Consider the following 11,187-nt stretch of genomic DNA (forward strand, 5'->3'; position numbering starts at 1 on the left):
AGGCCGCTCTATTTGCGGCATCCGTCCATGACCGAATCCGAAGCGCTGGCCCTTGCCTCGCACCGCCACTACAAGGGCGGCCTTTACCTGTACGTGGGCACCGCCCGCCATTCCGAGACCGAAGAGTCCATGGTGGTGTACGAACATCTTTGGCCGCACGAGCGTGGCTTGTGGGTGCGGCCCGCTACGCTGTTCTTTGGCCAATTGGCCGACGGCTCGCCGCGCTTCGCGCCGCTGCACCCGGCGGAGTAGCGCGGTGACGTTCTTCAACCGGCGGCCGCGGGCCAGCGGCGGGGTGTCGCGTTCGACCGTCAACCGGACGCAGGCCACCGCCGCGCTGGACTCGGCCTTGCAGGCGCTGCGCGGCCCGTTCATCGTGGCCGACTTGGAAACCACCGGGCTGTCCACCTCCACCTGCGAGATCCTGGAGTTCGCGGCGGTTCGTGTCGAAGCCTCCGGTGCGTTGGCGCGTGAGTACACGCAGGTGGTGCGCACGAGGTCGCCCGTGCCGTCTTTCATTACCCGGCTGACCGGCATCACCCAGGCAGAAGTGGACCGCCACGGCGTGCCCGTGGTGCAGGCGTTTTCGTCCTTCCTCGAATTCGTGGAAGATCTGCCCGTGTTCTTCCACAATGCCTCGTTCGACCGGCGATTCCTGGGCGCCGCGGCAGACCAGACCGGCCTGCCCTTCGCGAATCCTACCCATTGCACGCTGGCGCTGGCGCGGCGGGCCTGGCCTGAACTGCCTTCGCATAAGCTGGAGATACTGGCGCGCCACGTGGGCGCGTCGGATCCGACTCACCGCGCGTTGGCCGACGTGCGCACGACGGTAGCCGTGGCACTGGCGGCCAGCTCGCGCCTGGCCGCGGCCTGACGCGGCATCCTCTGCCTGGAAAATCCGATGTCCGACCTGGAACAGATCAAACTTGCGGTGCGGGCCTTCACGGCGGAACGGGCGTGGCAGCCGTTTCACTCCCCCAAGAACCTGTCGATGGCCCTGTCGGGCGAGGCCGGCGAACTCGTGTCCCTGTTCCAATGGCTGACCGAGGCCGAGTCGCGCAATATGGCGCCGGAGCGCCTCGCGGATGCCGCGGACGAAATCGCCGACGTGCAGATGTACCTGGTGGCGCTGGCGGATCAACTGGGCATCGACATCGCCGATGCCGTGGCGAAAAAGATGGTGAAGAACGCGCAGAAGTACCCGGCGGACCGCTTTGCGGGCAGCGCCCGCAAGTACGACGATCCGCCCGAATCGGCCTGACGGTCAGATCACTTTCTGTTCGTGGTGGACCTGCGGCGGCTCGACGAAGAAGCCGGCCACAAGCCGGCGCCATTCCTGGAAATCGGTCGATTCGCGGAAATCCACCATGTGGTTTTCGACCGTTTCCCAGTCCACCACCAGCGTATAGCGCTGCGGTTGTTCAATGCTCCGGTGCAGCGCCATGCCATGGCATCCGCGGGCGCGCAGAAACAGTGGCTTGGCCTGCACGACGCCTGCCTCGAACAGCGCTTCCTGTCCTTCGCGGACATGAATGCTGGCAATCTCCTGGATCATGACGGTGTCTCCAAATAAATGGGGCCAGGTAAGGCCCGGCCGGCCGGAGTAGTATGGCTGAAAATTCCTGTTCCAGCCCGTCCCGATGAATCTTCGAGCCGTCACCTTGACTCGTCTCATTGCCGTTCGCCTGCTGTGGTATGTCGGCATCGCCGTCATCGCCTTCACGGCGCTGGCGCTCAACACGCCGTTCAGCGTGGAGGTCGTGATGTCCGCGATCGCCATCTACATCCCCCTGTCAGTGCTGTGCCTGCCGCTGATGGCCTGGCTGTGCTGGAGCCGCGGCTTGCGTCCTTCCCGTCTTCCCGTACCAGGCATGACGTCATCCTGGCCTGCTTGGCTGGCCGGTGCGCTGGGCATCGCGATGCTGGCCGGCTACCGCGTGCTGGCCGACCTGGCCCTGGCGGAATGCGGCTTCCTGCTGGTGCTTGTCGCCGGCGATCTCTGGCTGGCCCGCCGCGAAGCCGTGCAGTTCTTCACGCTTGCGCCCGCCCGGTCCGGCTGACAGTCAGCCTAAAGGCCATCAGCGCCTTGCCTACCGGCGTGCGTGCTAGGCGCCTTGTCCGAGCCGGCGGCGCGCCGCCCCATCCTTAAAGTTGAGTGCCCTTGCGCGAGGCAGCCTTCTGCCTCGCTTTTCATCGTCCATACGCATGGCGAGACGCCCGCGCGCTCGTCTGTTTCGCTCGCCGATCGGCAGGCGACCCTCGTCCACAAAGACGCGGTCGCCCGTTTAACCGATATCGACATGATTAGGACGGAGCAATCATTCCGTACCAATACAAAAGTCCCACGCCACTCGTCTTCGTGCGGGCACGGGGGAGGGACGTAGCGGTCCGCGCCGGTCGGCCACCGGCACCTGTGCATCCGCATGAAGCGGATCAGGAGGAGCTCAAATGAAAAAGCTCGCAGCAGTCGCAGCCATGACCTTGTTTGCCGCATCGGCCTATGCCAGCGGTCCGGGCATGCCTTCCGTGTCGATCACCGGCCATGCCGGCACGATCAATGGCACGGCGTCGTCGGTTTCCACCGGCAGTTCGGTGGTGGCGACCCAGGTCAACGGCTACGGGTCTTCCAGCCAGACATCGTTTGGAGAAACGGGCGGCGTCGCGCAGGTCGGCGGCACGTTCAACCGGGACGGCACGCAAGTGGTCACCAGCACGCGCCAATACGCCACCAGCGAATCCTACGGCAACGTGACGGGCAACGCGCCCATCATGGTTGGCGACAGCATCGCCAACGGCGGCGCGTCGTTCGGCAAGACCGACACCGCCGCCTCAGCGACGGGGACATTCGTTGCCGGCAACATCGGCGCGTTTGGGTCGATCGGCGGTGTGGGCGGGGTGGGCCACATCTCCGGCTTCAACCACTGACCCAATTATCCGGGCGGCTTCGGCCGTCCGGTCGAGGGGACATCATGAAAACGATAGTGCTTGCAATCTCCCTGTCGCTGGCGGCATGCACGGCCGCGGCGCAGACCAGTAACTCCAGTTCCACGACATCCGCGTCGTCAGGGTCGACCAATGCCGGCAACAACCAGGGCATCACGCTCAATTCCAACAACAGCGGTTCCAGTACCGTGAAGACGGTCCCGCCAGTGGGTGGCCAGAGCTTCTATGGTTCGTTCTCGTCGGATAGCTGCATGGTGTCGGCAGGCGGCGGGGGCTCCGTGGTGGGCTTCGGCATGAACGTCGCCATACCGATCGAAGACCAGAAATGCAGCCTGCGGCGCAACTTCGAACGCACGATGCAGGCAGCCGCCTCCACCAAGGATGCGGACCGCTCGCGCCGGCTGGAGACCGCGGCCATCGACATCCTGTGCCAGACCGACGACCGCACCAAGGCCGCCTTGGTGGCGCAAGGACTTTGCACCAATCCGGCGCTGACCACGGCCGATCATCGTTTCGATACCACGGCGGTCGCGCAGACGTCGCCGACCACGACCACGGTCGTCGTGCCGCCGGCACCGGCACCGGCGCAGAGCCAGGCCAGGCCTGCGGCGCCCGCCGGGCAGGCGTATCCGGTGCAAGCCGTTCAAACCACCGCGCTGGCGTCGCCGCCCTTGCGCAATCCGAGGCTTGAGCGGCAGCAATTCGCCGATCTGTATTCGCCCGGATGACGCCTGGGCGCGTCAGGGGCGCAAGCCGGTTCAGGTGGAGGCGGGCGGCGCGACGGCGCCGGACGCCGTCTCCGGCAGGGGCGCGGAGGCCAGCAGCATTGTGGGGGGCGAAGACACCTCAAGGCCTGCGTCATTCAGGCGCTTGAGCACCGTGAACAGCATCGCGCTGCGCACGCCGTAAGCCGCACGCGGCGAGGATACATAGCCCTTGGCGTTGAAGATCAGGTGGCCGCCTTCGATGCCGTCCAGGAACACGTTGGGCGCGGGCGCGTCCAGCACGTCCTCGTGGTCGGCAAAGGCCTGGAGGATCAATTCGCGCACCTGCTCCGCGTCCGTCGACAGCGGCAGCGGCAGCTTGATCTGCACCAGGCCCAACGGGTTCGAACGGGTCACGTTGCGCACCGTCTTCGTCACGAATTCCGAGTTCGGGACGATCACCGTGGACCGGTCGCCCATCTGGATTTCCGTAGCGCGCACGTTGATGCGCAGGATGTCGCCTTCGACGCCGCCCAACGACACCCAGTCGCCCACCTTGACGGGGCGCTCGGCAAGCAGGATGAGGCCCGAAACGAAGTTCTGCACCACCGCTTGCAGGCCGAAACCGATACCCACCGACAGCGCGCTGGCGATCCATGCCACCCGTTCCAGGCCGATGCCGGCTGCTGACAACGACAAGGCGACCGCCAGGACAAACCCCGCGTATCCGAACAAGGTCGCGGCAGACAGCTGCATGCCGGGATCGAGTTCCGTGGTCGGCAGGTAGCGGTTCGACAGCCAGCGCTTGAGCATCTTCACGCTCAGCAGCGACAGGCCCAGCACCATCAGCGCTTGCAGCACCGCGCCGGGTCGGATCTGCGCTTCGCCGATCGCCAGGCCCTTGCGCAGCTGGTCAAAGCGTTGCAACAGATCCGCCGGCCCTTCGCCGAAGGGCGCCAACAGCAGGATCACCGCCAACAAGCCCACGGCCACGCGGCCGATGCCGGACAGCAGCACGGCCGCCTGGTCGCGCAGGCTGGGGCCCTCGTTCTCGCCTTCGCGGTGCGACGTGCCCAGCAGCGTGCTGAAGCCGTCTTCGATCAGCGTCGACACCAGATAAGCGGAAGCCAGCACGATCAACGTCCACAGCACCTGCTTGGTCAGGAAGGCGCCGAAAGCCACGTACCCGGCCAGCAAGCAGGCAAGGCCCAGGATCAGCACCGTCCACACCGTGCCCAGCAGGAGCGAAGTCCAGAAGGGGGCGGGCGCATCGTTTTCCTGGATGCTCAGGCGGCGCAGCCTGCGGCAGATGGCCAGCACGATGGCCATCGTGGTCATGATGATCGCGGCGACGATGCCGGTCAGCGTGATTGTCGTCGTCAGGCTGGCGTTCAACAGCACCGGCAGGCGTTCGGCCAGCCAGATCATGACGACCAGCGTGCCCAGCAGATTGGGCAGCCAACTCAGGCGCGTCGCCACCGCATCGCTGATGGGAGGCAGGCGCCAGGACGGGCGATGCGTCGACAGCAGCGCATTGCCAAGGCCCGACACGTACCCGCCGAAGCAGACGGTCGCAACCAGCGTCGCCAGCAGGGCGCCCGTGTTGTCGGATAACTGCGAATTCCAGTCCAGGCCGGCGTGGATCAGCAGCGCGATCACGCCCGGTGTCGCCACCGACAACGTCAGTTGAGCCACCGCCAGGAACGAGCGCCGCAGCCGGCCCGGAGGCACACGCGTCGCCGTCAGACGCAGGAAGAGCCGGCCGATCCAGACGCGCAGCGCGATCGTCAGCGCCGCCGCCGCGGCCAGCAGCAACCATCCCCAGGTTGGCGTCTGGCGGATGGCGGTGGACAGGTCGTCGCGCAAAGCTTCAAGGCGTTCCAGGTCGCGCGGGAACTCCTCGTGGAACTCCACCCAGAATTGCTTGGACAGGAACGAGTCGCGGCGCTCGCCCAGTCGTGCCTGGAATTGCGTGCGGCGCTGCGCTGAAATCTGCTCAGCGGTCTGCCCGGCGTCCACGGACAGCAAACGGGCCAGCTTGATCTGCGCATCCAGCGCGCGGCTGCTTTTTTCCAGCTGGGTACGCTGGGCCGCCACGTCGGGGGCTTCCTTACCGCCTTCTGGCGGCGCGCCCAATTCGCTCAACCTGGCGGTCAGGCTGGTCAACTGGGGCGCCAGGGCTTCGCTGGCCGCATCCGCTTTTGACTGGATGTCCAACGCGTCGCCGCGCTGTTTGACGAGCGTGGCGTCATCGGTCTCGTCGGCCACGCGTTTGCGGATGTCGTCGATCTGCTTGCGCGCGGCGGCCAGCAGCGTTTCGGTTTCCGCCGGATTGGGCGGCGGAGCCGCGAAGGCGGGGAGCAGACAGAGCGCCAACAACAACGCCGCGACAAGCGCGGCGATCTGGGGCGCGTAAAGGCGCCGGGTGCGTAAGAGCTGGGGAATGCGGATCTGGGTCATATTCTTGTGCGAGACACTCGCGTCGAGGCGGCAGCATAACAAGCCGCGGGCGGGTCCGTTGCAACAAAAACTAGTGACGCGTCCCCGATTTACAGACAGCGATTCCAGCGGCAGCCTGGCCAATCCACGGGGGGCGGAAACAGGGCCGGATAGGGCGCCCGGGCGTCGTGGGCGCCGTCGGACGCGGCCGACGGCAATCCGCGATTACCAGGTCAACGTTTGGAATCAACTCGGGCGGGCTGGCGCATCTCGGGCAACCGATTTTTTGGGCTTGCCCAGCACCGCGTCGCACACGTCCAGCCAGGCGCGGGCGGCAAAGGACATGTACCCGGATTGGAGCCAGATGTGGCCGACTTCCCATTGCATGCCGGACTTGGCCAGTTTCGCCGTGCTGAGGCCTCGCGTCTTCATCCGTTGCATCAGCGGTTCAGGCAGCAGCGCCACGCCCAATCCGGCAGACGCCATCGCCACCAGAAAATCCCAATGCGCGCTTTGCGCTGCGATGCCGGGCTGAAAGCCCGCGTCGGCAAAGGCTTGGCGCAGGCGCCGGGTGACGGCGAAGTCGTCGGTAGGGATCAGCAGCCGCGCATCGCGCAAGGCGCTCAAGGGCAGGGATGTCTTACCGGCCCAGGGGGCGTCGGGCGGACCGATCACCCAGATGGGGTAGCTGCCGAACGGCTGGGCCGCCAGCCCACCGTCAGGGGCGATGGGCAGGATGGTGGCGCCCACTTCCAGTTCGCCGCTGGCGACCAACCCTTCGACGGCCTGGCCCGTACCCTCGCGCAAGGTCAGGTGGATGCCCGGGTGCAGCTCCCGGAATCGCTTCACGACCGGCGTGAACAGCAGGTTGATCATCGGGGGGATGCCGACCTCCAGTGCACCGCGGTCCAGGCCGGCGGTCTGGCGCAATTCTTCCGACAGCTGCCGCATCGTCTCCAGCACTTGAATTCCCCGCTGGTACATGACGCGTCCGGTATCCGTAGGCCGCGCCGTATGGCCGTCGCGGATCAACAGCGGCGTGCCCGCTTCTTCTTCCAGTTGGCGAATCATCTTGCTGACGGTCGATTGCGTGACGAACAGCGCCTTGGCCGCCTGCGTGAAGCTGGCGTGCCGGACAGTCTCCACGAAATACCGCAATGCACGCACGTCCATGGCGTGAGGCTCCCTAGGCGCGTTGCGCGCAAAACGTCAATTGATGAAAAAAACGACTGGTTTGAATGATTTTAAGTCATTACGAGATTTAAGCAGGCCTTCCTATACTGCGGAAAATTCGTCCCGGAAGCAGCCATGCGCCGCACCGGGATATCGGGAAACGCCGCGAAAGACGGCGCCCGGGCGCTGATAGGCGGCCTCGCCGCGCCCGGCCGCAAGCCGTTGGCCTTTAAATTTGGAGACACCATGCATCTCGACCGTATTCGCCACCCTGGGTTGCGCGCCAAGATCACCTCCGCCGATCAGGCGGCATTGCTGGTTCAGGACGGCATGACCGTGGGGATGAGTGGTTTCACGCGGGCCGGGGACTGTAAGTCCGTGCCGGCGGCGTTGGCGGCGCGAGCCGAGCGCGAGCCCCTGGCGATCACGCTGATCACCGGCGCGTCGCTGGGCCACGACACTGACAAGATGCTGGCCCAGGCGAATGCGCTGGCGCGCCGCATGCCGTTCCAGGTCGACACCACGCTGCGCCGCAAGATCAATCAAGGTGAAATCGCCTTCATCGACCAGCACCTTTCTGAAACCGTAGAGCAATTGCGCGCTGGCCATATCGGACCGATTAACGTCGCCATCATCGAGGCGGCCGCCATCACGGAATCGGGCGCGATCGTGCCGACGATGTCGGTGGGAAATTCAGCCTCGTTCGCGCAGCAGGCCGACAAGATCATCATCGAATTGAACGTGGGCGTGCCTGCCGCCATTGAAGGCCTGCACGACATCTATGTGCCCGCGGACCGTCCCGCGCGTCAGCCGATAGGCCTGGTTTCGGTGGACCAGCGTATCGGCCAGCCGTTCATCGAGGTGGACCCCGGCAAGATCGCCGCCATCGTCATCACGCATGAGCCCGACAGCCCGTCCAACGCCTTGCCGCCCGACGACGACACCAACGCCATCGCCAGCCACATCAACACGTTCCTGCGCGGCGAAGTCGATGCGGGCCGGCTGACCAACGCCCTGTTGCCGCTGCAGGCCGGCATCGGCACCATCGCCAATGCGGTGTTGCACGGCTTCGAGTCGTCGGATTTCGAGAACCTGACGATGTACTCCGAAGTGCTGCAAGACAGCGCCATCGAATTGTTGGATCAGGGTAAGCTCGCCTTCGCGTCGGCGTCGTCCATCACGGTGTCCAAGCCCGTCTACGACAAGATCCTGGCCAATATCGAGCACTATCGCGAACGCATCGTGCTGCGCCCGCAGGAAATCAGCAACGCGCCCGAAATCGTCCGCCGGCTGGGCATCATCGGCATCAACACGGCGCTGGAGTTCGACATCTACGGCAACGTGAACTCCACGCACGTGGGCGGCACGCACATGATGAACGGCATCGGCGGCTCGGGCGATTTCGCCCGCAATGCCCACCTCGCGATCTTCGTATCCAAATCGATGGCCAAGAACGGCGATATCTCCAGCGTGGTCCCGATGGTGTCCCACGTGGATCACACGGAGCACGACGTGGATGTGCTGGTGACCGAATGCGGTCTGGCGGACCTGCGGGGCCTGGCCCCGCGTGAGCGCGCGCGCGCCATCATCCGGCATTGCGTGCATCCGTCGTACCGTGACGCCCTGCAGGACTATTTCGACCGCGCCTGCCAGCGCGGCGGCCAGACGCCCCATCTGCTGGAAGAGGCGTTCTCGTGGCACCAGCGCTTCAATGAAACAGACTCGATGCAGCCGGTGACGTCACCCGCGCGCAAGGCGGCCTGACGCGCCGCAAGGTTGACTGCCGCCGTTACGGCGTCAGCCGGGCGCCGTGTTTGGGTAGGGGTAAAGGAGCGGAAGCTGCTTTACCTTTTTTTTCGTCCCGATTCCGAAGGCGGGGCATCCGGCTCCGTCGTCGTGGTGACCAGGGCGCAGCGGGACAGCTCAAGTTCGTCTTGCAGCCATTGTTTCAACGCGACCAGCGGCGCCCACTCCCGCAGGCTCGGCGGATAGACCAGGTGGTAGGTCTGCGCCTGTTCATACTGCACGCTCATGGGCGATATCTGCACCAGGCGCCCGGCGCAGAGGGCATCCGCGGCCAGCAATTCGCGGCCCAGCGTAATTCCCAAACCCTGCTCGGCCGCCTGCAGCATCATCCCGGCGTCGTTGAAAGTGGCCACCGGCATGACCGGCGTGCGCAGGCCGGCGGCATTGAACCAGTGCTGCCACATTTCACGTTCGCCCAGCAACGGTTGGCGGGCGAGGGTCTCGGGGGAATTGTCCTCCAGCTTCGCCGCCGTCTCGGGCGACGCCAGTGCAATCAACGGCAGCGGCATGTCGAACAAGGGCTCGGATTCCACACCCGCCCAAGGCCCGCGGCCAAACCGCAGCGCGGCATGAAAGCCGTCGCGCACCAGATCCACGACTTGCTGGGATGTCTCGATCTCTAGCGACAAGCCGGGATTCCGCACCCGCCACCGCGCCATGCGGGGTAGCAGCCAGCGCTGTGCGAAAGATGGCAGCACCGACACGCGCAAGCGCTGTTCGCTGCCCGTCGCCGCGGCCGCAGCGGCCATTACCCCCTCATCCAGCACCGATAGCGCGCTTTGCACGCTACACAGCAGCGCGGCGCCCGCGCTGTTCAAGACGATGCCGCGCCCGCTGCGTTCAAACAGCGGAAAGCCCAACTGCTCCTCCAGCCCCTTGATCTGTTGGCTGACCGCGCTGTGCGTCAGGTGCAGCCGATCAGCCGCTGCCCGCAGATTCTGTAATTCGGCCACCGCGCGGAAAGCGGGCAGGGTGTTCAAAGGCAAACGCATGGGATTCCAGGGAAAATAATTTTTGGTTAGCTTAGCTGACCAATTCACCGAAAACAATTCGATTTTCACCCTGGGGTTGGGCGACTACGCTTACCAAAAGGTCCTAAGTTCAGGAATCCACCCAGGAGCCCATCATGTCTGCCCAAACCTGCACGTCCCCCGCATCCCATTTCCGGCCGGCGCGGCAACCCGCCCTCGCGGCGGCGGCGCCGTCTTCCGTCCCCATCGGCGCACAAGGCGAGAGGCCGCAAAACACCAATCAGCAGGACGCCGCCGGGCGGTCCGGCGGCTGGCTGGGCAAGCTGTGGGCCGCTTACTGCAAGCGCCGCGCCGAGTCCCGGCTGCGCAACCTCGCCGCCGACATGGACCCGCACATCCTGCAAGACGTGGGGGCGCCCAACTGGCTCGTCAACGAAACCACCCTGCAACGTGACCTGGAGCGCCTGAAGCACACGGATTACATGCGCTGGTAGCCCTTCGCAACGCGAAGGGGCGCATGGGCCGGGCGCCGGTTCTTCCTCAGGAAGACCGGCGCTTTCGCTTTTTGAAATCGGGACGGGGGAGCCGCTTCTCGCTATATATAGGTGCGCACCTATATATAGAGAGAAGAGCCCGATTCCGCCCGCTCGCCGGAAATTAGCGCCGTCTTTGCTTCCCGAGCATGACAACCCTAAAACTTGTGCTATAGTCTCGCTCCTTCGCAGTTCAGACAGTTTTTGAACCGCGAAGCCAAGCAAGCACAACAGGCAAGGCAAGGTGAAAACCCGGGGCAACCCCGCCAGTCTGCCGCGAAGCGCCCAGGAATGGATGCCAAGCGGTTATTGCAAGGATTGCAGCAAATCAGGCAAAAGCCAGTTGCGCAATTTGCAAAAATCGTGCTATAGTCTTGGGCTTGGCTGGTGATGAGATTTAAGGGTTTACCCGGATCTTTTGCTAGCCACCTGAGGTGGTAACCAACCCCTGAAATCCAGGGCTGTCCGCGAAAGCGGCGGGGTTGCAAGATAAGATGCGAGTCAGGCAAAAGCCGGTTGCATAATCTGCAAAAGTTGTGTTATAGTTTCAGGCTTGGCAGTTGCCGAAAACTTAGGGTTAACCCGAATGGGTGCTTCTGATGTTTCGATAGCTGCTAA

12 protein-coding genes are annotated in these 11,187 nt (G+C 64.7%); 8 read left to right on the forward strand and 4 right to left on the reverse strand.

From position 1 onward, the window contains the following. Nucleotides 1-27 precede the first annotated feature (27 nt). Genes HG262_RS14635 through HG262_RS14645 form a run of 3 tightly spaced genes read left to right on the forward strand, consistent with a single transcriptional unit; the run spans nucleotide 28 to nucleotide 1,261 of the window. Nucleotides 28-252, forward strand: a complete 225-nt coding sequence (locus HG262_RS14635) for a DUF1653 domain-containing protein (protein WP_169271708.1) — start codon at nucleotides 28-30, stop codon at nucleotides 250-252. A 43-nt stretch (nucleotides 253-295) separates the two neighbouring features. After that, nucleotides 296-874, forward strand: coding sequence for a 3'-5' exonuclease (locus tag HG262_RS14640; RefSeq protein WP_348984393.1), 579 nt, complete (start codon nucleotides 296-298; stop codon nucleotides 872-874). 27 nt (nucleotides 875-901) lie between these two features. Continuing rightward, the gene (locus tag HG262_RS14645) at nucleotides 902-1,261 is read left to right on the forward strand and encodes a nucleotide pyrophosphohydrolase (protein WP_169271709.1); all 360 of its coding nucleotides are present in this window, start codon (nucleotides 902-904) and stop codon (nucleotides 1,259-1,261) included. A gap of 3 nt (nucleotides 1,262-1,264) precedes the next feature. Here the strand turns inward: HG262_RS14645 and HG262_RS14650 are convergent, their stop codons facing one another. Continuing rightward, nucleotides 1,265-1,555 (reverse strand): antibiotic biosynthesis monooxygenase family protein, encoded by a 291-nt coding sequence (locus HG262_RS14650; RefSeq protein ID WP_169271710.1) that lies wholly within the window; start codon nucleotides 1,553-1,555, stop codon nucleotides 1,265-1,267. A gap of 106 nt (nucleotides 1,556-1,661) precedes the next feature. Here HG262_RS14650 and HG262_RS14655 point away from each other — a divergent pair, with 106 nt between their 5' ends. From HG262_RS14655 to HG262_RS14665, 3 genes are all read left to right on the forward strand, one after another. Further along, entirely contained in the window at nucleotides 1,662-2,060 is a 399-nt protein-coding gene (locus tag HG262_RS14655; protein WP_248293362.1) for a hypothetical protein, read from the forward strand. Between the two features lie 388 nt (nucleotides 2,061-2,448). Continuing rightward, complete coding sequence (locus tag HG262_RS14660; RefSeq protein ID WP_035214242.1) at nucleotides 2,449-2,925, forward strand: hypothetical protein; 477 nt, start codon at nucleotides 2,449-2,451, stop codon at nucleotides 2,923-2,925. Between the two features lie 44 nt (nucleotides 2,926-2,969). Then, nucleotides 2,970-3,671 (forward strand): hypothetical protein, encoded by a 702-nt coding sequence (locus HG262_RS14665; RefSeq protein ID WP_169271712.1) that lies wholly within the window; start codon nucleotides 2,970-2,972, stop codon nucleotides 3,669-3,671. A gap of 30 nt (nucleotides 3,672-3,701) precedes the next feature. Here the strand turns inward: HG262_RS14665 and HG262_RS14670 are convergent, their stop codons facing one another. Beyond that, a complete protein-coding gene (locus HG262_RS14670; RefSeq protein ID WP_169271713.1) occupies nucleotides 3,702-6,107 on the reverse strand; it encodes a DUF3772 domain-containing protein in 2,406 nt (801 codons plus the stop codon). A 225-nt stretch (nucleotides 6,108-6,332) separates the two neighbouring features. Beyond that, the gene (locus HG262_RS14675; protein ID WP_169271714.1) at nucleotides 6,333-7,259 is read right to left on the reverse strand and encodes a LysR family transcriptional regulator; all 927 of its coding nucleotides are present in this window, start codon (nucleotides 7,257-7,259) and stop codon (nucleotides 6,333-6,335) included. 246 nt (nucleotides 7,260-7,505) lie between these two features. Here HG262_RS14675 and HG262_RS14680 point away from each other — a divergent pair, with 246 nt between their 5' ends. Beyond that, complete coding sequence (locus HG262_RS14680) at nucleotides 7,506-9,023, forward strand: acetyl-CoA hydrolase/transferase family protein (protein ID WP_169271715.1); 1,518 nt, start codon at nucleotides 7,506-7,508, stop codon at nucleotides 9,021-9,023. Nucleotides 9,024-9,103: 80 nt separating this feature from the next. Here HG262_RS14680 and HG262_RS14685 read toward each other — a convergent pair whose 3' ends face one another. Continuing rightward, nucleotides 9,104-10,057, reverse strand: coding sequence for a LysR substrate-binding domain-containing protein (locus tag HG262_RS14685; protein WP_169271716.1), 954 nt, complete (start codon nucleotides 10,055-10,057; stop codon nucleotides 9,104-9,106). Between the two features lie 134 nt (nucleotides 10,058-10,191). Here HG262_RS14685 and HG262_RS30990 point away from each other — a divergent pair, with 134 nt between their 5' ends. After that, nucleotides 10,192-10,530 carry a hypothetical protein gene (locus HG262_RS30990; protein ID WP_248293363.1) on the forward strand — a complete coding sequence of 113 codons (339 nt, stop codon included), beginning with the start codon at nucleotides 10,192-10,194 and terminating at the stop codon, nucleotides 10,528-10,530. Nucleotides 10,531-11,187: the final 657 nt, after the last annotated feature.

This window comes from Achromobacter sp. Bel, from assembly GCF_012928505.1.
In the GTDB taxonomy this organism is placed as follows: Bacteria; Pseudomonadota; Gammaproteobacteria; order Burkholderiales; family Burkholderiaceae_B; genus Achromobacter.

What these genes read in the sequence shown, in the direction of transcription:
- HG262_RS14635 (WP_169271708.1), top strand. Translation starts at nt 28, where the DNA reads ATGACCGAATCCGAAGCGCTGGCCCTTGCCTCGCACCGCCACTACAAG.
- HG262_RS14645 (WP_169271709.1), top strand. Translation starts at nt 902, where the DNA reads ATGTCCGACCTGGAACAGATCAAACTTGCGGTGCGGGCCTTCACGGCG.
- HG262_RS14650 (WP_169271710.1), bottom strand. Translation starts at nt 1,555, where the DNA reads ATGATCCAGGAGATTGCCAGCATTCATGTCCGCGAAGGACAGGAAGCG.
- HG262_RS14660 (WP_035214242.1), top strand. Translation starts at nt 2,449, where the DNA reads ATGAAAAAGCTCGCAGCAGTCGCAGCCATGACCTTGTTTGCCGCATCG.
- HG262_RS14665 (WP_169271712.1), top strand. Translation starts at nt 2,970, where the DNA reads ATGAAAACGATAGTGCTTGCAATCTCCCTGTCGCTGGCGGCATGCACG.
- HG262_RS14670 (WP_169271713.1), bottom strand. Translation starts at nt 6,107, where the DNA reads ATGACCCAGATCCGCATTCCCCAGCTCTTACGCACCCGGCGCCTTTAC.
- HG262_RS14675 (WP_169271714.1), bottom strand. Translation starts at nt 7,259, where the DNA reads ATGGACGTGCGTGCATTGCGGTATTTCGTGGAGACTGTCCGGCACGCC.
- HG262_RS14680 (WP_169271715.1), top strand. Translation starts at nt 7,506, where the DNA reads ATGCATCTCGACCGTATTCGCCACCCTGGGTTGCGCGCCAAGATCACC.
- HG262_RS14685 (WP_169271716.1), bottom strand. Translation starts at nt 10,057, where the DNA reads ATGCGTTTGCCTTTGAACACCCTGCCCGCTTTCCGCGCGGTGGCCGAA.
- HG262_RS30990 (WP_248293363.1), top strand. Translation starts at nt 10,192, where the DNA reads ATGTCTGCCCAAACCTGCACGTCCCCCGCATCCCATTTCCGGCCGGCG.